The 21,737-nt window shown below is 64.6% G+C and carries 16 protein-coding genes; 7 read left to right on the forward strand and 9 right to left on the reverse strand.

The window, feature by feature from the left end:
* The 4 genes from F3J43_RS16415 to F3J43_RS16430 all read left to right on the forward strand — a co-directional run bounded on the left by F3J43_RS16415 (position 1) and on the right by F3J43_RS16430 (position 8,552).
* A complete protein-coding gene (locus F3J43_RS16415; RefSeq protein ID WP_502706613.1) occupies positions 1-3,078 on the forward strand; it encodes an efflux RND transporter permease subunit in 3,078 nt (1,025 codons plus the stop codon).
* The gene (locus F3J43_RS16420) at positions 3,075-6,152 is read left to right on the forward strand and encodes an efflux RND transporter permease subunit (RefSeq protein ID WP_166888648.1); all 3,078 of its coding nucleotides are present in this window, start codon (positions 3,075-3,077) and stop codon (positions 6,150-6,152) included. Before F3J43_RS16415 ends, F3J43_RS16420 begins: the two co-directional genes overlap by 4 nt.
* A complete protein-coding gene (locus F3J43_RS16425; protein WP_166888651.1) occupies positions 6,149-7,573 on the forward strand; it encodes an efflux transporter outer membrane subunit in 1,425 nt (474 codons plus the stop codon). The genes F3J43_RS16420 and F3J43_RS16425 overlap by 4 nt, the downstream gene beginning before the upstream one ends.
* 70 nt (positions 7,574-7,643) lie before the next feature.
* Complete coding sequence (locus tag F3J43_RS16430; RefSeq protein ID WP_166888654.1) at positions 7,644-8,552, forward strand: DUF808 domain-containing protein; 909 nt, start codon at positions 7,644-7,646, stop codon at positions 8,550-8,552.
* Between the two features lie 61 nt (positions 8,553-8,613).
* Here F3J43_RS16430 and F3J43_RS16435 read toward each other — a convergent pair whose 3' ends face one another.
* Positions 8,614-10,557, reverse strand: coding sequence for an LTA synthase family protein (locus F3J43_RS16435; RefSeq protein WP_166888657.1), 1,944 nt, complete (start codon positions 10,555-10,557; stop codon positions 8,614-8,616).
* A gap of 143 nt (positions 10,558-10,700) precedes the next feature.
* On the opposite strand from F3J43_RS16435, the gene F3J43_RS16440 reads away from it, so the two are divergent.
* Entirely contained in the window at positions 10,701-11,006 is a 306-nt protein-coding gene (locus F3J43_RS16440) for a hypothetical protein (RefSeq protein WP_166888660.1), read from the forward strand.
* Positions 11,007-11,076: 70 nt separating this feature from the next.
* Here F3J43_RS16440 and F3J43_RS16445 read toward each other — a convergent pair whose 3' ends face one another.
* The 7 genes from F3J43_RS16445 to puuE form a co-directional block, all read right to left on the reverse strand.
* Complete coding sequence (locus F3J43_RS16445) at positions 11,077-11,859, reverse strand: outer membrane protein OmpK (RefSeq protein ID WP_166888663.1); 783 nt, start codon at positions 11,857-11,859, stop codon at positions 11,077-11,079.
* 352 nt (positions 11,860-12,211) lie between these two features.
* A complete protein-coding gene (locus F3J43_RS16450; RefSeq protein WP_166888666.1) occupies positions 12,212-12,997 on the reverse strand; it encodes an outer membrane protein OmpK in 786 nt (261 codons plus the stop codon).
* Positions 12,998-13,113: 116 nt separating this feature from the next.
* Positions 13,114-14,469 carry a nucleobase:cation symporter-2 family protein gene (locus tag F3J43_RS16455; protein ID WP_166888669.1) on the reverse strand — a complete coding sequence of 452 codons (1,356 nt, stop codon included), beginning with the start codon at positions 14,467-14,469 and terminating at the stop codon, positions 13,114-13,116.
* Between the two features lie 154 nt (positions 14,470-14,623).
* Complete coding sequence (locus F3J43_RS16460; RefSeq protein ID WP_166888672.1) at positions 14,624-15,952, reverse strand: urate hydroxylase PuuD; 1,329 nt, start codon at positions 15,950-15,952, stop codon at positions 14,624-14,626.
* Positions 15,953-16,152: 200 nt separating this feature from the next.
* The gene (locus F3J43_RS16465; protein WP_166888674.1) at positions 16,153-16,656 is read right to left on the reverse strand and encodes an ureidoglycolate lyase; all 504 of its coding nucleotides are present in this window, start codon (positions 16,654-16,656) and stop codon (positions 16,153-16,155) included.
* A gap of 108 nt (positions 16,657-16,764) precedes the next feature.
* Positions 16,765-17,280 (reverse strand): 2-oxo-4-hydroxy-4-carboxy-5-ureidoimidazoline decarboxylase, encoded by a 516-nt coding sequence (gene uraD / locus F3J43_RS16470; RefSeq protein ID WP_166888679.1) that lies wholly within the window; start codon positions 17,278-17,280, stop codon positions 16,765-16,767.
* Complete coding sequence (puuE, locus tag F3J43_RS16475; RefSeq protein WP_166888682.1) at positions 17,280-18,206, reverse strand: allantoinase PuuE; 927 nt, start codon at positions 18,204-18,206, stop codon at positions 17,280-17,282. The genes uraD and puuE overlap by 1 nt, the downstream gene beginning before the upstream one ends.
* A 410-nt stretch (positions 18,207-18,616) precedes the next feature.
* Here puuE and uraH point away from each other — a divergent pair, with 410 nt between their 5' ends.
* Positions 18,617-18,961 carry a hydroxyisourate hydrolase gene (gene uraH / locus F3J43_RS16480; protein ID WP_286184677.1) on the forward strand — a complete coding sequence of 115 codons (345 nt, stop codon included), beginning with the start codon at positions 18,617-18,619 and terminating at the stop codon, positions 18,959-18,961.
* Between the two features lie 224 nt (positions 18,962-19,185).
* On the opposite strand, the gene F3J43_RS16485 is transcribed toward uraH, so the two are convergent.
* Positions 19,186-20,505 carry an NCS2 family permease gene (locus F3J43_RS16485; protein ID WP_205297927.1) on the reverse strand — a complete coding sequence of 440 codons (1,320 nt, stop codon included), beginning with the start codon at positions 20,503-20,505 and terminating at the stop codon, positions 19,186-19,188.
* Between the two features lie 386 nt (positions 20,506-20,891).
* On the opposite strand from F3J43_RS16485, the gene F3J43_RS16490 reads away from it, so the two are divergent.
* Positions 20,892-21,650, forward strand: a complete 759-nt coding sequence (locus tag F3J43_RS16490; protein ID WP_166888690.1) for a GntR family transcriptional regulator — start codon at positions 20,892-20,894, stop codon at positions 21,648-21,650.
* Positions 21,651-21,737: the final 87 nt, after the last annotated feature.

Genomic DNA, 21,737 nt, shown 5'->3' on the forward strand with positions numbered 1-21,737 from the left:
ATGGCCATGAACATTTCACGGCCATTCGTCGAGCGGCCGGTGGCCACCTGCCTGCTGATGTTCGCCGTGCTGCTGCTGGGCATCCTCGGCTATCGCCTGCTGCCGGTGTCGGCGCTGCCACAGGTGGATTACCCGACGATCCAGGTCTTCACCCAGTACCCTGGCGCCAGCCCCGAGGTGATCAGTTCCTCGATCAGCGCGCCGCTGGAGCGCCAACTGGGCGAAATGCCGGGGCTGCGCTCGATGGGTTCGACCAGCAGCAACGGCGCCTCGGTGGTGACCTTGCAGTTCGACCTGTCGCTGTCACTGGATGTGGCCGAGCAGGAGGTACAGGCGGCGATCAACGCCGCCGGCACCTTCCTGCCGGCCAACCTGCCGTACCCGCCGGTCTACAGCAAGGTCAACCCGGCCGATGCCCCCGTGCTGACCTTGTCGCTGACCTCCGACGTGCTGCCGCTGACCAAGGTCCAGGACCTGGCCGACACCCGTCTGGCACAGAAGATCTCGCAGATCGCCGGGGTCGGCCTGGTCACCATCAGCGGCGGCCAGCGCCCGGCCGTGCGCATCGAGGCCAACACCTCGGCGCTGAACACCCTCGGCCTGTCGCTGGAGGACCTGCGCACGGTACTGGGCAGCGCCAACGTCAATCAGGCCAAGGGCAATATCGACGGTCGCTACCAGGCCTATTCCATCGGCGCCAACGACCAGTTGCAGAACCCGGAGGACTACCGCGACCTGGTGATCGCCTACCGCAATGGTGCGGCGATCCGGCTGTCCCAGGTCGCCAGTTCGATCCTCGGGCCGGAGAACCCGCACCAGGCGGCCTGGACCGACAGCACGCCGGCCATCGTGCTGAACATCCAGCGCCAGCCCGGCGCCAACGTGATCGAGGTGGTCGACCGGGTGCAACGCCTGTTGCCGACCCTGCGCGCCAGCTTGCCGGGGACGCTGAAGGTCACGGTGCTCACCGACCGCACCCAGACCATCCGGGCCTCGGTCAGCGACGTACAGTTCGAGCTCGGCGTGGCGGTGGTGCTGGTGGTGCTGGTGATCCTGCTGTTCCTGCGCAGCCTGGCGGCGACGCTGATTCCGGCGCTGACCGTGCCGCTGACCCTGGTCGGCACCCTGGCGGTGATCTACACCCTGGGGTTTTCGCTGAACAACCTGACCCTGATGGCGCTGACCATTTCCATCGGCTTCGTGGTCGACGACGCCATCGTCATGGTCGAGAACATCACCCGCTACCTGGAGGCCGGCGACACGCCGCTCGAAGCGGCGCTCAAGGGCTCGGCGCAGATCGGCTTCACCATCGTCTCGCTGTCGGTGGCGCTGATCGCGGTGATGATTCCGCTGCTGTTCATGGGCGATGTGGTCGGCCGATTATTCCGCGAGTTCGCCATGACCGTGGCGGTGACCATCGTCATCTCGGCGCTGATCACCCTGACCCTGACACCGATGCTCTGCGCGCGCATGCTGCGCCGGCACCCGCGCCAGCCAGGTCCCGACCTGTTCAGCCGGGTGGAGCGACGCTACCTGGCCGGGCTGGACTGGGTCCTGGCCCATCGTGGCCTGGCGCTGCTGTCGGTGCTGTGCACTGGCGCCCTGACCCTGCTGACCCTGCTGGTCATGCCCAAGGGCTTCTTCCCCGAGCAGGACACCGGCCTGATCCAGGGCATTTCCCAGGCGGCGCCGAGCATTTCCTTCCAGCGCATGCAGGACGAACAGCAGCGCCTGGCCGCGCGGATCCTGCGCGACCCGGCGGTGCAGAGCCTGTCGTCGTTCGTCGGCATCGACCAGAACAACCCGACGCTGAACCAGGGCAACCTGCTGATCAACCTCAAGCCACGGGGCGAGCGCGACAGCAGCGCGGCGGTGATCCGGCGACTGGCCGATGCCAATGCCGACGACGCCGGCATCCGCCTGTACCTGCATGGCGTGCAGGACCTGACCCTCGACGCCACGGTGTCGACCACCAGCTACCGGCTGGGCCTGCAGGCCAGCGACATGGACACGCTGGAGCGCTGGACCGGCAAGTTGATGGCGGCGATCCGCGCGGACTCGGCCTTCACCGACGTGCAGAGCCAGGCCATGCAGTTCGGCAACCAGATCCAGCTGGACTTCGACCGTGCCACCGCCTCACGGCTGGGCGTCACGCCCCAGGCCATCGACGATGTGCTGTACGACGCGTTCGGCCAGCGCCAGGTCTCGACGCTGTACACCCAGCTCAACCAGTACCACGTGGTGATGGTCACCGACCGCCCGCCGCGCAACCTGGCCGATCTGCTCACCGGGCTGTACGTCAGCCTGCCCCAGGGCGGGGTGGCACCGTTGTCGAGCATGGTTCGTCAGCAGGTGCAGCGGGTCCCCCTGACGCTCAACCGGCTGGGTCAGTTTCCCTATGCCGACATCGCCTTCAACCTGGCGCCGGGAAAGACCCTGGGCGCCGCCGTCGACCGGCTCAAGGCGATCGAGGCCGAGCTGGGCGTGCCGGCGGCGGTGCAGGTGTCGCTGGAGGGCGCGGCGGCGACCTTTGCCGATTCGCTGGGCAACCAGGCGTTCCTGGTGGCTGCCGCCATCGTCGTGGTGTACCTGATGCTGGGCATCCTCTACGAAAGCTTCGTGCACCCGGTGACCATCCTCTCGACCTTGCTGTCGGCGGCCCTTGGCGCGTTGCTGGCACTGCTGGTGACGGGTACCCAGTTCGACATCATCGGCCTGATCGGCATCGTCCTGCTGATCGGTATCGTCATGAAGAACGGCATCATGATGGTCGACTTCGCCCTCGAGCTGCAGCGCCGTGACGGTGCCGAACCGTTGGCGGCGATCCGCCGGGCGGCGCAGTTGCGGTTGCGGCCGATCCTGATGACCAGCCTGGCCTCGCTGTTCGGCGCGGTGCCCCTGGCGCTGGGTACCGGGGTCGGTTCCGAGCTGCGCCACCCGCTGGGTATCGCGATCATCGGCGGCCTGCTGCTGAGCCAGGTGCTGACGTTGTTCAGCACGCCGGTGATCTACCTGGCGATGAACGCCCTGGCCGAGCGCTTCGGCCGGCGCCGCGCGCTGCTGGATGCGCCGCGATGAACCTCAGTGCGCCGTTCATCCGCCGCCCGGTGGCCAGTGCCTTGCTGGCGCTGGGGCTGGCGCTGTTCGGTGGGCTGGCCTTCACCCTGCTGCCGGTGGCACCACTGCCGGAGGTCGATTTCCCGACCATCAGCGTGCGCGCCTCGCTGCCGGGGGCCGACCCGTACACCGTGGCGACCTCGGTGGCGACACCGCTGGAGCGCCAGTTCGGGCAGATCGCCGGGGTGACCCAGATGACCTCGTCCAGCACCCTCGGCGCCACCCGCATCAACCTGCAGTTCGAACTGGACCGCAATATCGATGGCGCCGCGCGTGACGTGCAGGCGGCGATCAACGCGGCGCGCAGCAACCTGCCCAGCGATCTGTCCGGCAACCCGACCTACCGCAAGGTCAACCCGGCCGACTCGCCGATCCTGATCATCGGCCTGACCTCCGACAGCGCCACGCCGGCGCAGATGTACGACGTGGCCTCGACGCTGCTGGAGCAGCGCCTGCTGCAGACCCGTGGGGTCGGTGACGTGACGGTGGGCGGCGCGGCCCTGCCGGCGGTGCGGGTCGAGCTCAATCCCGACCGGCTGAACCACTACGGCGTGAGCCTCGAACAGGTGCGCTCGACCATCGCCAGCGCCAATGTCAACCTGCCCAAGGGCACCGTGGACATCGCCGGGCAGGCCCATGTGCTGGCGGCCAACGATCAGCTGTACACCCCGGCCGACTACGCGCCGCTGGTGGTCAAGCATGTCAATGGCAGCCTGGTGCGCATCGGTGACCTGGGGCAGGTGCGCGAGGATGTCGAGGACCTGCGCAACTTCGGCCTGTTCAACGGCAAGCCGGCGGTGTTGCTGGTGCTGTTCAAGCAGCCGGGTGCCAACGTGATCGACACGGTGGACCTGGTCAAGGCACAGCTGCCGTTCCTGCAGGCGGCGATTCCCGCCACCATCCGCCTTAGTGTGCTGATGGATCGCAGCACCACCATCCGTGCCTCGTTGCGGGACGTCGAGATCACCCTGTTGGCGGCCATCGCGCTGGTGACCCTGGTGACCTACGGTTTCTTCCGCGACTGGCGCAGCACCCTGGTGCCGGCCATCGTCGTGCCGCTGTCGTTGCTCGGCACCTTTGGCGGCATGTATTTCCTCGGCTACAGCCTCAACAACCTGTCGCTGATGGCCCTGACCATCTCCACGGGTTTCGTGGTGGACGATGCCATCGTTGTGGTGGAAAACATCATGCGCCACCTGGAGCGTGGCGCGACCCGTCTGCAGGCGGCGCTCGACGGCGCCCGCGAAGTGGGGTTCACGGTACTGAGCATCAGCGTGTCGCTGGTGGCGGTGTTCATTCCCTTGTTGCTGATGGGGGGCATCGTCGGGCGCTTGTTCCGCGAGTTCTCGGTGACCTTGTCGCTGTCGATCGGCATCTCGATGCTGGTCTCCCTGACCATCACGCCCGTGCTCGCCAGCGTGCTGCTGCAGCCACCCCGGGGCGAACACGGCAGCGAAACCCCCGACTCGGTATTCCACCGTTTCTACGACCGCAGCCTGGGCTGGGTGATCGACCATGCGCGGCTGATGGGCGTGGTGACGCTGCTGGTACTGGTGCTGGCCGTGGTGCTGTACACACTGGTGCCCAAGGGCTTCTTCCCGCAGGAAGACAGCGGGCGTCTGTCAGGTTCGATCCTGGCCTCGCAGAGCATCTCCTACGCGGCGATGCAGGCCGACTTCCGGCGTATCAACCAGCAGGTGGCGAACAACCCCAACGTCGAGACTGTCGGCGGTTTCGTCGGAGGCGGCGGTGGCGGTGGCGGGGCGATCAACAGCGCCCAGCTGTTCATCGCCCTCAAGCCCAAAGGCGAGCGCCAGGCCAGCGCCGACCAGGTCATCGCGCAGATCCGCCATGCCCTGGGCGACATGCCCGGCACCCGCCTGTACCTGCAGTCGGTGCAGGACATCACCGTCGGCGGGCGGCAGAGCGGCGCGCAGTTCCAGTACACCCTGACCGCGGATGACCAGGACACCCTGGACCTCTGGGTGCCGCAGGTGGTGGCGGCGCTGCGCGGCCTGCCACAGCTGACCGATGTCAACACCGACCAGCAGAACGCCAGCCTGATGACGCGCCTGCAGGTCAGCCGGGATGCCGCGGCGCGCCTGGGCGTGAGCATGGCGGCGGTGGACCAGGCGCTGTACGACGCCTTCGGCCAGCGTCAGGTCTCGACCTTGTACCGTGCCGCCAACCAGTACCACGTGGTGATGAGCCTAGCGCCGTCCTACTGGACCGATCCGGCGGCGCTCAAGGCCATCTACCTGCCTGGGCAGACCGCCGCCGCGCCGCTGGTGCCGCTGATGGCGGTGGCCAGCCAGTCGCTGGTGCGCACCGCCATCGCCATCAACCATCAGGGCACCTTCCCGGCGGTGACCGCTTCGTTCAACCTGGCGCCCGGGGTCTCCATCGGCGAGGCCACCGCGCAGGTGGATGCCGCCGTCGCCCAGTTGCGCATGCCGGCCAGCGTGGTCGGCGAGTTCGCCGGCACCGCCCAGGTGTTCAAGGCGTCGCTGGCCAGCGAGCCGTTGCTGATCGTCGCGGCGCTGCTGTCGGTGTATATCGTGCTGGGCATCCTCTACGAGAACCTGGTCCATCCACTCACCATCCTCTCCACCTTGCCCTCGGCGGGCGTCGGTGCGCTGATCGCGTTGCTGCTGACCGGCACCGAGCTGTCGATCATCGCCCTGGTGGGGGTGATCCTGCTGATCGGCATCGTCAAGAAGAACGCCATCATGATGATCGACTTCGCCATCAACGAACGCCGCGAGCAGGGGCTGGAGGCGCGCGCGGCGATCCGCCGGGCCTGCCTGGTGCGCGCCCGGCCGATCATGATGACCACCCTGGCCGCCACCCTGGGCGCCTTGCCGCTGGTGCTCGGCAACGGCTATGGCGCGGAGCTGCGGCGTCCGCTGGGGATATCGATCATTGGCGGCCTGCTGTTCAGCCAGTTGCTGACGCTGTACAGCACACCGGTGATCTACCTGTGGCTGGACCGCCTGTCGGGCCGGCTGCGCTGGGGCAAGGAGCGTTCATCATGAGGATGCGCATGACCGCGCCGTTGGCGCTGTGCCTGGCCCTGGGAGCGTGCATGGTCGGCCCGGACTACCGGCAGCCGGCCATGGCGCTGCCGCAGGGGTTCAAGGAGGGTGGGCAGTGGCAGCGCGCCGTGGCCAACCCGCAGGGCGCGCTGGACAGCCGTTGGTGGTTGGCGTTCGGCGACCCCCAATTGACGGCGCTGGTGGAGCAGGCCGCCCGGGCCAACCAGTCGATCGTCGCGGCCCAGGCGGCCTATCGCCAGGCCCAGGCCCAGGTGGCGTTGAGTCGGGCCGGCCTGTGGCCGACGGTCAGTGTCGGCTTGTCGGGCTCGCGGGGCGAGGGCGGCAGCGGTGCTAGCCAGGCGAGCGGCAGCAGCACGGGCGTGCAGCAGACGGTCAGCGCGAGCCTCGGCGCCAGCTGGGAGCCGGACCTGTGGGGCCAGGTCCGGCGCAGCATCGAGTCGAGCGAAGCGCTGGCGCAGGTGTCCGATGCGCAACTGGCCGGGGTGCGCCTGTCGATTGCCGCGAGTGTCGCCAGCAACTACCTGGGCCTGCGCCAGTTCGATCTGGACATCGACCTGTTGCAGCAACAGCAGCGTCTCAACCAGCAGTTGCTGGACATGACACAGGCCAGTTTCCTCCAGGGCACGGCTTCCAATGACCAGATCCTGCTGGCCCAGGACCAGCTGAGCAACGTGGTGGCCGCCTTGCAGACCTCCCAGCGCAATCGCGAACAGTTCGAGCATGCCTTGGCGGTGCTGGTCGGCCAGGCGCCGGCGCAGTTCAGCGTGGCACCGCGGACAGACTACGCCTTCGCAGTGCCGCACCCGCCGCTGAACCTGCCGTCGCAACTGCTGCTGCGCCGGCCTGACGTGATTGCCGCCGAGCGCACCGCGGCCTCGGCCAATGCCCGCATCGGCGTGGCCGAGGCGGCGTTCTATCCGACCCTGGACCTCACCGCCGATGTGGGTTTTCGCGGCAGCAGCCTGGGCGGCCTGTTCAACGTGGCCAACCGCGTGTGGAGCCTGGGCCCGGCGCTGTCGGCCACGCTGTTCGACGGCGGCGCCCGGGAGGCCACGCTGAAGCAGGCCTACGCCGGCTATGACCAGGACGTGGCCAGCTATCGCGGCACGGTGCTGGCGGCCTTGCAGAACGTCGAGGACAACCTGTCGGCGTTCAATCACCTGCAGCGCCAGGCCGAGACCTACCAGCAGATCCATCGGCGCAACCAACAGTTGTTCGCCAGCCAGCAGGCCCAGCAGCGTGCCGGGGTGTCGAGCCTGCAGACCGTGGTCACCCAGCAGTTGCTGCTGTTGCAGAGCGAGCAGAACCTGCGCGACGCCCAGGGCCAGCTGAGCCAGGCCAGCGTCGGCCTGATCCAGAGCCTGGGGGGCGGCTGGCAGGCACCGGGCCCGGGGCATTGACCAGGGGCGCTCGCCTGGCCGCCGGGCTGGCGCTATGCTCCGCGTTTTCCCACGAAAGGAAGCAGGCAACATGGCCGCAAGCAGTCTACTGGTGTTGATCGACGACATCGCCACGGTGCTCGACGACGTCTCGCTGATGACCAAGGTCGCGGCGAAGAAGACTGCCGGTGTGCTGGGCGACGACCTGGCGCTCAACGCCCAGCAGGTCACTGGCGTACGCGCCGAACGCGAGCTGCCGGTGGTCTGGGCGGTGGCCAAGGGCTCGCTGGTGAACAAGGCGATCCTGGTCCCGGCGGCGTTGCTGATCAGTGCGTTCATTCCCTGGGCGGTGACGCCGCTGCTGATGCTCGGGGGCGCCTATCTGTGCTTCGAAGGCTTCGAGAAGCTCGCGCACAAGTTCCTCCACGACAAGGACGAAGGCGCAGCGCAGCAGGCGGCACGCAAGGAGGCGCTGGCCGATGCCAGTGTCGACCTGGTGGCCTATGAGAAGGCCAAGATCAAGGGCGCGGTGCGTACCGACTTCATCCTCTCGGCGGAAATCATCGCCATCACCCTGGGCATCGTCGCCGATGCGCCGCTCATGCAGCAGGTCGTCGTGCTGTCGGGCATCGCGGTGGTGATGACCCTCGGCGTCTATGGGCTGGTGGGCGGCATCGTCAAGCTCGACGACCTGGGACTGTGGATGAGCACCAAGGCCTCGAGGCTGTCCCGGGCCGTCGGCAATGGCATCCTGCGCGCCGCACCCTACATGATGAAGGGGCTGTCGGTGGTCGGTACCGCGGCGATGTTCCTGGTCGGCGGCGGCATTCTGGTCCACGGCATCGCGCCGTTGCACCAGGCTATCGAGGCCTTTGCCGAGGGACATGGCGGGGCGTTGACCGCAGGCCTGCTCAATGGCGTGACTGGCGTGGTGGCCGGGGCCGTGGTGCTGGTGGTGGTCAGTGTCGCGGCGAAGCTGTGGCGGGCGATCAGGGGCTGATCATACGGCCAGCCCCCATGGCCGGGGGCTGGCGTCAACCTGGGGCAAGCTTGCCCAGCCCTTACGGATTGATCGCGATGTCCTTCTTCTGCCCCGCCCACGCCAGCAACCCCTGGCTGAAACCATGGGCGGCGCTCTGGTAATAGGCGATCGCTCGACGTACCAGCGGGTTGTCCTCGCCGACCCGGGTTTCACGGCTGTTGCCCAGTGCGTCCTCATGCACGCGCAGGCCGCCACGCGGGCTGAGGATGGCCAGGTCCTTGCCGTCGAACAGGCCCAGGTGCTGGTAGTTGCCGATCAGTACCCGCGGTGCCAGGGCGTCGTCGCGCAGCAGGTCACGCCCGAAGAAGGTCGAGGTGTAGCTCAGGTTGAGCAGGCCGAGCAGGGTCGGCGCCAGGTCGATCTGGCTGGCCAGGGTCGCGTTCTCACCCGGGGTGATCAGCTTCGGCGCATAGATCCACAGCGGAATCTGGTAGTTGCTGACCGGCAGGTCTTCCTTGCCGGCGCTACCGGCCGTGTGATCGGCGACGAAGACGAACAGGGTGTCGTCGAACCAGGGTTTTTCCCGGGCCTGGCGCAGGAACTGGGCGATGGCATGGTCGGTGTATTTCACCGCGCCCTCGCGGCCATCGCCGGAGGGGATGTCGATGCGCCCATCAGGGTAGGTGTAGGGGCGGTGGTTGGAGGTGGTCATCAGTTGCAGGAAGAACGGCTTCTGCGCGGCGTGGTCGCTGTCGGCCAGTTTCAGCGCCTGGCGGTACAGGTCCTCGTCGGCCATGCCCCAGGCATTCTTGAAGCTGATCTCGCTCTCATCGACGCTGCTCTGGTCGACGATGCGGTAGCCGTTGCCGCTGAAGAATGCGTTCATGTTGTCGAAATAGCCGCGCCCGCCATAGACGAACACGCTGTCATAGCCGACCGCCGCCAACTGCTGGCCGAGGCTGGCGTAACCACTCTCGCGGCCGATGCGCTTGACGATCGAGCGCCCCGGGGTGGGCGGGATCGACAGGGTGATGGCTTCCAGGCCGCGGTCGGTGCGGGTGCCGGTGGCATAGAAATTGTTGAAGTACAGGCTCTGGGTACGCAGGGCGTCGAGGTTGGGCGTGAGCTTTTCCGGGTTGCCGTTGCTGCCCATGTACTTGGCGCTGAAGCTTTCGATGGTCACCAGGATGATGTTCGGCTTGCGCAACGGGCCGCTGGCGCTGATCTGGCGGCGGATGTCCTGGGGTTCGCGGGCTTCGAAGCGAGCGTTGCCGGCGGCCAGTTCCTGGTGCATCTGCGCGCCGGCCTGGTTGGCGTCGAGGCTGGCGTAGAACTGGGTGTAATCCAGTTCGTTGTTGCGAAACGCAGCGAAGAACTGGTACGGCCCGTTGCTGGATAGCTCGCGCTGGTAGGCGTTGCCGTCCTGGCCGCGGGGGAACTGCTGGTCGACCAGCAGCAGTGACAAGGCGCCGAGTGCGCTCAGTAGCGCGATCCCGGCCAGGCGCTGGCGGGCAGTGGCGACGGGGGCGTCGAGGGCCTCGGCCAGCGGGCGGCGCAGCAGCAGGGTGAGCAGCAGCGCGGCGACGGCCAGGCCGCCGAGCAGGGCCGGCAACGGGTAGGACTCGCGGATGTTGTCTAGCACTTCCTTGGAGTACACCAGGTAGTCGACGGCGATGAAGTTGAAGCGCACGCCGAATTCGTCCCAGAACAGCCACTCGGCCACGGCGACGAACAGCATCAGGAACAGGCTCGCCGCCAGTGCGCCGTGCAGCAGCCAGCGGTGGGGCCGTGAGCGCCACACGCCATTGGGGCACAGGGCCAGGTACAGGCCCAGCGGCAAGGCGGCATAGACCAGGAAAGTCAGGTCGTACAGCGCACCGCTGGCGAACACGGCGAAGTAGTTGCCGCTGAATTCGTCGGCATGGGCGGCCAGCAGGATCACGCGGGTCACCAGGAAGATGCCGAACCAGGTCGAGCAGAGATGCAGCAGAAAGCGCCAGGGTGCGGCGAGCGAAGTGCGCATGCAGATGGCCTATGTCCATAGGGGCGGAGAGGCCAGGAGATTAATCGTCTATTTGCAAAAGTTTTGTCAAAAAAATGAAATTTCCGAAATTATTTTTCACCTTTATAGTTCGGCTCCTTTTACCCAACTGGAGCGGAGGTCGGATGTTTGGCCAAGTGTTGACTTATGGCGCCTATCACCTGGCGCTGTACCTGTGTACCGCCTTGGCCTGGGGCGCGCTGGGTCTGTATTTTCTGCTGCAAGGCACGGGATTCGGGGCCTTGATCAGGTGCTGCGGGATGTTCGCCATTGCGCTGTCGATCAACGGCGTGATGCTGCTGCTCGATATCCGGCGCACGCTGGATCATCACCAGGTCGAGGCGATCTTGTGGTTGGCGGGGGTGGCGCTGCCGTGCCTGCTATTGACTTGCAGGACAGGTTTTGTTCCGGGAAAGAAGGGTGTTAGTTAGCCATAGGGTAATGCTTACAATATTGAAAGAAACAGCGCCTTGATAAAAAGGCGCTGTTTCGTTCCAGGCATCAGAAGTGCACTTTGACCAGCAGGCTGGCGGTGTTCTGATCGGTGGTGAAGCCGTCGCTGTCCTTGATGCCGTACTTGTTCTTCCAGTAGTCGTACTCGAAGCCGACGTACAGTTGCTTCTCACCCATGTGCAAGGCCTTGCCCAGGTCGTATTTGACCTGTGGGTTGAAGTGCAGGTTGGCCTGGTAGGTGCCGTGGCGGTTCTCGTCGTTGTCCACCACCCAGTCCATGTAGCCGTCGATGAGGATGTCGGACGAGCCCACGGGGAGGGTGTACGACCACACCGGGGTGATCTGCCAGACCCGGTCGCCCGGACGGCTGCCCTCGGTGGTGCGCTGGTAGAAGTTCAGCTGGAAGTAGTCGAAGCCCGGGACTGCCAGGTCGAAGCCGGGACCGATCAGGTAGGCTTCGGTGTCGCCTTCGCCGAACTCGTAGGTCATGGCCAGCAGCACGTCCTTGACCGGGCCGAACTCCAGCTTCTGGTCGAAGATCTTGCCGAACGACAGGCGTGGGGTGATCTCGCCGTAGTAGGTGTTGGGACCGTTGTTGGCGTCCTTCTTGCCCTGGTAGAAGATCTTGTCGACGAAGATGAAGTTGTCACCGTATTTCCACGCGTCGGCGTGTTCGAAGGTGAAGGTCTGTTGGGTGTCGGGGTTGACCTTGAAGTTCTTGCCCCACAGGTAGGTCAGGCTGTTGTTCTGCCATTGCAGCAGATCGCCGGCCTGGCTGGCGCCGCAGGCCAGCAGGCCGCCGGCGAGGATAAGGCTGTTGATGGTACGCATTGCGTGTGTCGCTCCCTGGATTTGAATCTGTTGTCAGCGCTCGGGCGCTGTTCTTGTCTTTTGAGTCAGCTTTTTTCGATTGGCCACAGCTGTTTGGCAAGCGTTGTGCCAACATTTTCCGGGTTGGTCGCAACGGTCCTGCTCGACGGCTTTCTGAACGGTTGAAATGGGTATTTCAGGCTGGCAACACGTTGGCCAACCACCCGAATTCATTGACCGGGAGGTCAGCAAACGCGGGCAGGTTCCGTCCTGCCCCGATCGAGGGGGCGCGCAGATTACTCACTTGCGCGCCGGGCCTCAAGTGCTCCGTCCTGGAGCAGGGTGATACAAACTTGGGCGTTCGGTCAGGTTATCAGAAATGCACTTTGACCAGGGCACTGGCGACGCTCTGATTGCTGTCCAGGTTGCCGCGGTGGTCGATGCCGTACTTGTCCTTCCAGTAGCTGTACTCGAAGCCCACGTACAGCTGCTTGGCGCCCAGGTTCAGGGCCTTGCCCAGGTCGTACTTGACCTGCGGGTTGAAGTGCAGGTTGGCGTGATAGGTGCCGCGGCGGTTCTGGTCGTTGTCGGTCACCCAGTCCATGTAGCCGTCGATCAGGATGTCCGACTTGCCCACGGGAATGGTGTACGACCAGCCGGGGGTGATCTGCCAGACGTTGTCGCCCGGGCGGCTGCCCTCGGTGTTGCGCACGTAGAAGTTCAGGGTGAAGTAGTTGAAGCCGGGAATGTCCAGGTCGAAGCCGGGGCCGATCAGGTAGGCCTCGTTGTCGCCCTCGCCACGCTCGTAGGTCATGGCCAGCAGCACGTCCTTGACCGGGCCGAAGGCCAGCTTGCGGTCGAAGATCTTGCCGAACGACAGGCGCGGGCTGAACTCACCGTAGTAGGTGGTCACGCCTTTGCCGGGGTCGGCCTTGCCGTTGTAGAAGATCTTGTCGATGAACAGGAAGGTGTCACCGTACTTCCACTTGTTGGCGTGTTCGAAGGTGATGGTCTGCTGGATATCGGGGTTGATCTTGAAGTCCTTGCCGTACAGGTAGGTCAGGCTTTCGCCGTGCCACTGCAGCCATTCGCCAGCGTGGGCGGGGAGGGTGGCCAGCAGGCTGCTGCCCAGCAGGAGGGACGAGGTGATGCGCTTCATGGAGTGGTTCCCTACTTATTGTTTTTATGAGGGTGTCGCCTTTTCGCGAGGCAAGCCCGCCCCCACGTGCGGACGTGTATCCAGCGTGGGAGCGGGCTTGCCCCGTGACAGGGACTTCAGTGTTGGTGGCAGGCGTCGTTGTGCGCGGCGCGATCGGCGCCACCGAGGATGTTGAACAGCAGGTTCAGTATCAGGGCGCTGAGGGTCGCCATGGCGATGCCGCTGTGGGTGATGGGTTCCATCCACTGTGGCATCTGCGCGAAGAACTCCGGACGGACCACCGGGATCAGGCCGAAGCCGACGCTGACCGCGACCAACAGTTGGTTGCGTCGGTCGGAGATGTCTGCCTCCTGGAGGATCTTGATCCCGGTGGCGGTGACCATGCCGAACATGGCGATGGACGCGCCGCCCAGTACCGCGGGCGGGATCGAGGCGATCAGGAAGGCCGCCTTGGGCAGCAGGCTGAGCAGGATGAGCAGCGCGCCGGCCACCACGGTGACGTAGCGGCAACGTACCCCGGTCATCTGCACCAGGCCGATGTTCTGGGCGAACGAGGAGTGGGTGAAGGTGTTGAAGAAGCCCGCCACGAACGAGGCACCGGCGTCGCACATCAGGCCGCGACGCAGCATGCCTGGGGTGACCTCGCGGTCGGTGACCTTGCCCAGGGCGAGGAACATCCCGGTGGACTCGACGAAGATGATCACCACCACCAGGCACATCGACAGGATCGGCGCCAGGCTGAAGGTCGGCATGCCGAAGTGCAGGGGGGTGACCACCTGCAGCCATGGCGCCTCGTTCAGGCCGCTCAGGTCGACCATGCCGATGCTGCCGGCGATCACGTAGCCCAGGCCCATGCCCACCAGCACCGAGACATTGACCCAGAACCCCCGCATGAAGCGGTTGATCAGCAGGATCACTGCCAGGACCAGGCCGGCGACCATCAGGTAGATCGGCGAGCCGAAGGTGCTGGCGTCCTGGCCACCACCGGCCCAGTTGACCGCGACCGGGAACAGCGACAGACCGATGGAGGTGATGACCGTGCCGGTCACCAGGGGCGGGAAGAACCGTACGACCTTGGACATGAACGGCGCGATCAGCATGCCGAAGAACCCGGCGGCGATGGTCGCGCCAAAGATCCCCTGCAGGCCCACGCCGGGCATTCCGGCCATGGCCACCATGCTGCCGACGGCGGCGAAGCTGGCGCCCATCATCACTGGCATGCGGATGCCCACCGGGCCGATGCCGAACGACTGGATCATGGTGGCGACGCCGGCGACCAGCAGGTCGGCGTTGATCAGGAAAGCGACTTCTTCGCGAGAAAGCCCGGCGGCCTGGCCGATGATCAGCGGCACGGCGATGGCGCCACCGTACATCAGCAGGACATGTTGCAGACCCACCAGGATCAGCTGGAACAGGGGCAGGGGCTGTCGTGGGGGCGCAACAGGGATGTACGCCTTGCGTGACTCGGACATGCAGCACCTCGAGTTTTGTTTTTATTCTCGGATCCAAGCGTTGGCCTCCGGGCGGCGGGTACGCACGTGAATACCCGTGGTTCCCGCCCGAAGGCCTGCTCGATGCTAGCAACGCACTACTTACAGCTTGACGTCGTGAAACGGTGTACCTCGATCAGTTGACCCGCGCGCCGTTGGCGATCCAGTCGCCGACCAGCTTGCGTTCTTCAACGGTCATCTGGGTGATGTTGCCCAGCGGCATGATCTGGCTGGCGACGGCCTGCGCCTGGATGCGCGCGGCCTGGGCCTGGATCTGCTGCGGGGTGTCGAACATCACGCCGGCAGGGGCGGCGCTGAACAGTGGGCTGGTCGGTTTGGACGAGTGGCACACGGTGCAGCGTTCCTGGATGACATTGTGGATCTTGTCGAAACTGTCACCGCTGGCCTGGGCGCTGGCCTGGGCAGGTTCCTGGGCTGCCGCGGCCGGTGCCTCGGCAGCCTTGGCGGCGTCCTCGACACGTTTCTCGGCAGCGGTCTTGCCGCCGACGGCGGTTTCCGGCAACGGCTGGTACTCGACCTTGGCAGCGGCCTGCTCAGGAGCGCTCGGCAGCGGCTTGGGGCCGGTCACGTAGGCCAGGCAGATCATCGCCAGGGCGCCGACAGGCAGGGTCCAGGCGTACTTGTTGCTGTCGTGGCGGGTGTTGAAGTAGTGACGGATCAGTACCGCGGCCACTGCGATCCCGGCCAGGATCAGCCAGTTGTACTGGCTGCCGTAGGTGCTCGGGAAGTGGTTGCTGATCATGATGAACAGCACCGGCAGGGTGAAATAGTTGTTGTGGCGCGAACGCAGCAGGCCCTTGGCCGGCAGTACCGGGTCCGGGGTCTCGTTCTTCTCGATCGCCGCCACCAACTGGCGCTGGGCCGGCATGATGATGCGGAACACGTTGCCGACCATGATGGTGCCGATGATCGCGCCGGTGTGCAGGTACGCGCCACGGCCGCTGAACACCAGGCTGAAGCCCCAGCAGGCGGCGATGATCAGCACGAACAGCACGCCGCCGAGCAGGGCCGGTTGCTTGCCCAGGGGCGAGTCGCACAGGAAGTCGTAGATGAACCAGGCGGCGATCAGCGAACCGATGCCGATGGCCACGCCTTCGCCACCGCTCAGGGTGCTGCCGGGGGCCAGCAGGTACAGGCTCGGGTTCCAGTAGAACACCACGCAGAGCAGGGCGATACCGGACATCCAGGTGAAGTAGGCTTCCCATTTGAACCAGTGCAGGTTCTCGGGCATCTTCGGCGGCGCCAGCTTGTACTTCTCGAGGTGGTAGATACCACCGCCGTGGATGGCCCAGAGGTCACCCGACAGCCCTTCGCGCGGATTGCTCCGGTTCAGGTTGTTTTCCAGCCAGACGAAGTAGAACGATGCACCGATCCAGGCGACGCCAGTGATCATGTGAACCCAGCGAATGCTCAGGTTCAGCCATTCGTGAAGGTGTGCTTCCACAGTATTAACCTCTCGCCAGCCACCACCCGGGGACTGCACGAAATGTTTCTGCGCGACGATCAGGCTGCGTTGCAAACCGGTGTGCAATGCGCATGGCATTCGCCCAGTCGGACGCGATTCCGACTGTTTCCCGTCTGTGTTCGCCTCTGATCGCCGTTCGAAGCATGTCGTGCAGCCCCTTCTGGATGACCGACCTTTTCTTATTGGTGGGGATTGAGGATCAACATCTGTTCCTCGGGGAAGTAATGCTCATCGCAGTTGTTGCCGGAACCACTGCGATCAACCACCAGGAAGTCATCCCGCTTTTCGATCGTCAGCACCGGGTGGTGCCAGACGCCGCGATGGTAATTAACGCCCTGCCTGCCATTACTGCGGAAGGCTCGGACCAAGCCTGATACAGGTGCATCGCCAACCGGCGCGACCACGATCAGAAAGGGGTTGCCGAGCAGCGGGATGAAAGCCTGGCTGCCCAGCGGATGGCGTTCCAGCATGCGCACGGTCAAGGGCATCTCCAGCGCGTCGGCGCGGAAGATGCTGATGATCGCCTTGTCCTCGGGCTCGGCGGTCTCGACCGTGGCGAGCTTGTGGAAGCGCATGGTCGAACCGTTGTTGATCATGAAGTGGTCGCTGCCGTCGGTTTCGATCACGTCACCGAAAGGGGCGAAGGCTTCTTTGCTCAGGGGCTCGATCACTAGCGTGCGCATGCGGATATCTCTTCTATGTTCATTGTTCTTGAAATGGATGGACTGTCATCGCGATGGCAGGCCCTGGGTACAGACGCGTCATGCACTCGGGCCAGGCCAGGACAATCCTCAAAGCTGCAACAGGCGGAACAGGGCAATCAGGTTGATCTGCGCCAGGGCTTCCTTGAACTCGGCATCCTTGTCGTTGTGGATGCGTTTCTCGAAGGCGGCGAGGATCTGGTGCCGGTTGCTGCCCTTGACCGCCATGATGAACGGGAACTGGAACTTGGCCTTGTAGGCGTCGTTCAGCTCGGTGAAACGGGCGAACTCCTCGGCGGTGCACTGGTGGATGCCGGCGCCGGCCTGTTCGTTGGTGCTCGATTCGGTCAGCTCGCCCTGGATCGCGGCCTTGCCGGCGAGGTCCGGGTGGGCGTTGATCAGCGCCAGCTGGTCGGCGTGGTTGGCGCTGAGCAGGATGTCGCTCATGCGCTGATGCAGCGCCTCGATCTCGTCCAGCTCGCCCGGCTGGCCCAGGTCGAAGGCTTTTTCGGCGACCCACGGCGAGTGCTCGTAGATGTCGGCGAAGGCCTCGACGAAGGCGGCACGGCCCAGGGTGGAGGGCTTGAGGGTCTTGAAGGCGGTCATCAGGCGTTCTCTTTCTTGTACGGGTGGGTGGCGTGCCAGTGGCGGGCGATGTCCACGCGACGGGCGAACCAGACCTGCTCGTGGCTCTTGGCGTAGTCGATGAAGCGCTTGAGCGCGGCCAGGCGCGCCGGACGGCCGACCAGGCGGCAGTGCAGGCCGATGGAGAGCATCTTCGGCGCTTCGGCGCCTTCGGCGTAGAGCACGTCGAAGGCGTCTTTCAGGTACTGGAAGAACTGTTCGCCGCAGTTGAAGCCTTGCACCTGGGTGAAACGCATGTCGTTGGTGTCCAGGGTGTAGGGGATCACCAGGTGCGGCTTGTCGGTGCTGTTGTTCGGCTCCCAGTAGGGCAGGTCGTCGTCGTAGGTGTCGCTGTCGTAGAGGAAGCCGCCTTCCTCCATCACCAGGCGTCGGGTGTTCGGGCCGGTGCGGCCGGTGTACCAGCCCAGCGGGCGTTCGCCGGTGATCTCGGTGAGGATGCGGATGGCCTCGAGCATATGCTCGCGTTCCTGGGCCTCGTCCATGTACTGGTAGTCGATCCAGCGGTAGCCGTGGCTGCAGATCTCGTGGCCGGCCTGGACCATGGCGCGGATCACGTCAGGGTGGCGCTGGGCGGCCATGGCCACGGCGAAGATGGTCAGCGGCACGCCGCTGTCCTTGAACAGCTTGAGCAGTCGCCATACACCGGCACGGCTGCCGTACTCGTAGAGCGATTCCATGCTCATGTTGCGCGCGCCCTGCAGGGGCTGGGCGGCGACCATTTCGGAGAGGAACGCTTCGGATTCTTTGTCGCCGTGCAGGATGTTGCGCTCGCCACCTTCTTCGTAGTTGAGCACGAAGGACAGTGCAATGCGGGCATTCCCCGGCCATTGCGGATGAGGTGGGTTGTTGCCGTAACCGATCAGGTCGCGAGGGTAGTCAGCGCTCACTGCAGTCTTCCTTCTTGTACGTTAGTGCGGGTGGTGGGCGGGGCCGCGTCGGGATGTCGCACCACCGGATGGGCTGATTGTATACAACTTCTGAAATCTTTTGTAAGCCTGTTTTTCCGCATTTCTTCCCTTTTGTCGGTTGGGGCGGCGCCGTAAAGCCTTTGCAAGAAACCTGCCTGATTGGTCAGTTAATGGCGGCGGCCTCGGCATGCCATCTATCTTTGCGACTGGCGGCTGATATTGCGGGGGCTGACCGGGCGGTCGACGAGAGGGGATAAAAAATTGTGTACAATTTATCGGCAAACTGTCTTAATGGCGTCATTCCCGCACACCGCAGGCCTTTGTGCCTGGTGGATGGCGTGTATTTTTTGCCCACGCATATGACAAGAGGCGACAAGCAAATGGGACGTTTGACCACACACGTACTGGATGCCGCGCATGGCTGCCCGGGCAGCTCGATCAAGGTCGAGCTGTACCGTGTCGAAGGCCAGCAACTGGAGCTGGTGAACACCGCCCTGACCAACAGCGATGGCCGTGTCGACGCGCCGTTGCTGCAAGGGGACGACTACCGTACCGGTGTCTACCAGTTGCAGTTCAGCGCGGGTGACTACTACCGCGGCAAAGGCGTGAAACTGCCGGACAGCGCGTTCCTCGATGTCGTCGTGCTGCGCTTTGGCATCGACGAGCAGCAAGAGCACTACCACGTGCCGCTGTTGATCTCGCCGTACAGCTATTCGACCTATCGTGGAAGCTAGTTGGTCGCTAGAAGAATCTTCGTAGGTCCTTGGCCCGCTCTCACACTGGCGGGCTTTTTTTCGCCTGCTGTTTCATGCCAGCCGCGGATGAAGCAAGCAACCGTGGTAGGTGCCAGCCACCACGGCGCCTGGTTCGCCAGCAAGGCTGGTGCCTTCGGCATGCGGGGACGGCCTGGAAATGAACAAAGGGCGCCATTGGCGCCCTTTGTCGTACTCGGCTCGGTTCAGAGGAACACGAACTTGGCAATGAAGATCAGACACAGCACCCACAGGCTTGCCGAGATCTCCCGGTACTTGCCGGTCCCGGCCTTCAGCGCCACGTAGCTGATGAAGCCCAGGGCGATGCCGTCGGCCACCGAGAAGGTCAGCGGCATCATGATCACCGTGACGATCGCCGGGATGCTGTCGGTGGCTTCGTCCCAGTGGATATGCGCCATGCTGCCCATCATCAGCATCGCCACGTAGATCAGCGCGCCTGCGGTGGCATAGGCAGGAATCATCCCGGCCAGCGGGGCGAAGAACATCGCCGCGATGAACAGCACGCCGACCACCACCGCGGTCAGGCCGGTACGCCCGCCAGCGGCGACACCTGCGGCGCTCTCCACGTAGCTGGTCACCGGTGGCACGCCGACCACCGCGCCGAACACGCTGGAGGCACTGTCGGCCTTCAGCGCCCGCGACAGGTTCTCGATGCGCCCGTCAGGCGCCACCAGGTTGGCGCGCTGGGCCACGCCCATCAGGGTGCCGGCGGTGTCGAACATGTGCACGAACAGGAATGCCAGCACCACGCTGATCATGCTGACGTTGAACACCCCGGCCACGTCCATGGCCATCCAGGTCGGGGCCAGGCTCGGCGGCATCGACATCACCCCGGTGAATTTCACCAGGCCCAGGGCCCAACCGGCCAGGGTCACGCCGATGATGCTGATCAGGATCGCGCCGAACACCCGTTTGTAGCTGAGGATCGCGATCAGCAGGAAGCACAGCGCCGCCAGCAGTGGCGCTGGCTCATGCAGCGAGCCCAGCTTGATCAAGGTGGCCGGGCTGTCGACGATGATGCCGGCGGTCTTCAGGCCGATCAGCCCGAGGAACAGGCCGACGCCGGCGCCCATGGCATGGCGCAGGCTTACCGGAATGCTGTTGAGCAGCCACTCGCGTACCCGTGACAAGGTCAGGAACATGAACAGCACACCGGAGATGAACACCGCCCCCAGCGCGGTTTCCCAGTTGTAGCCCATGGTCCCGACCACGGTGTAGGTGAAGAACGCGTTGAGTCCCATGCCCGGTGCCAGGCCCACCGGCCAGTTGGCGTACAGGCCCATCAGCAGGCAGCCCAGGGCGGCGGCGATGCAGGTGGCGACGAACGCCGCGCCGTGGTCGATGCCGGCGTCGGCCATGATGTTGGGGTTGACGAAGATGATGTAGGCCATGGTGATGAAGGTGGTCACCCCGGCGATCAGTTCGGTTCTGACGGTGCTGCCATGTCGCTTGAGTTTGAAAATCCGTTCCAGCCAGCTCGTTTCGAGCGGCGGGGCGAGATCCAGCGTAGGGGCTTCGGATTTGCGGCTTTCCACAGCGAGTACTCCTCAAGTCGTTCTTGTTGTTCGAAGCCTGGTCCTGAGCAGTGCACTTGGGGGCTTCGCGAGGGAGGGTGTGGCAGACGTCCGACCATTTTGTTGACTTCTGGGTCAGGAAGTTGCTCGCAGGATTATGCTTTTGTGTACAAATAAAGCAAATAATGTTTTATCTTTTGTTCGCACAAACCGCCGTACAACGGCTATATAGGAAAAGGCCACCTGCAGAAACGGGTCAGCCTGTGTACAATGGCGCCATACCTTGGCCCAACTTCTTCTTCCCAGACTCGCCACCCCTCCGCTGACAGGTATTACAGTCACGGCGCGACTGGTAGGTCCTTCGTGCTCGAGAGCCCATGAACGAACAGCTGCAACCTCTGAAAAAACCTGCGCGCACCGGCAAGGCCGGCCGCAGCGGTACCCAGGACGACATCGTCTATGCGCACATCTTCGAGGCGATCCTCGAGCAACGCCTCGCGCCGGGCACCAAGTTGAGCGAGGAAGCGCTGGGCGAGATCTTCGGCGTCAGCCGCACCATCATTCGTCGCGCCCTGTCGCGCCTGGCCCACGAAAGCGTGGTGTTGCTGCGCCCCAACCGTGGCGCGGTAGTGGCCAGCCCGACGGTCGAGGAAGCCCGTCAGGTGTTCTTCTCGCGGCGCATGGTCGAGCGCGCCATCACCGAGCTGGCGGTGCAGCACGCCACGGTCGAGCAACTCAATGAACTGCGCCAGATGGTGCGCGAGGAGCGCGACAGCTTCTCCCGCGGCGATCGCGGCGCCGGTATCCGCTTGTCCGGCGAGTTCCACCTCAAGCTGGCCGAAGCTGCCGGCAATGCGCCGCTGGTGAGTTTCCAGCGCAGCCTGGTGTCGCAGACTTCGCTGATCATCGCCCAGTACGAAAGCGGCAACCGTTCGCATTGCTCCTACGACGAGCACATGCAATTGATCGATGCCATCGAGGCGCGCGATGGCGAGCAGGCGGTGAGCCTGATGATGCACCACATGGACCACATCGACAGCAAGCTCAACCTCGACGAGGAAAGTGCTTCTGACGACCTGCATGCGGTGTTTTCGCACTTGCTGCAGAAAAAACCCAAGGCCGCAGCCAAGGGTTGAACGTTTGCCTGTGCCGGCAGCATGATCACCGCAAGGGGCCTCTGACAGGCCCCTTTTTCGTGACTGGCCATTTGCCTGGACCCTGTT

The organism is Pantoea sp. Cy-639 (genome assembly GCF_011752525.1).
Taxonomy (GTDB): Bacteria; Pseudomonadota; Gammaproteobacteria; order Pseudomonadales; family Pseudomonadaceae; genus Aquipseudomonas.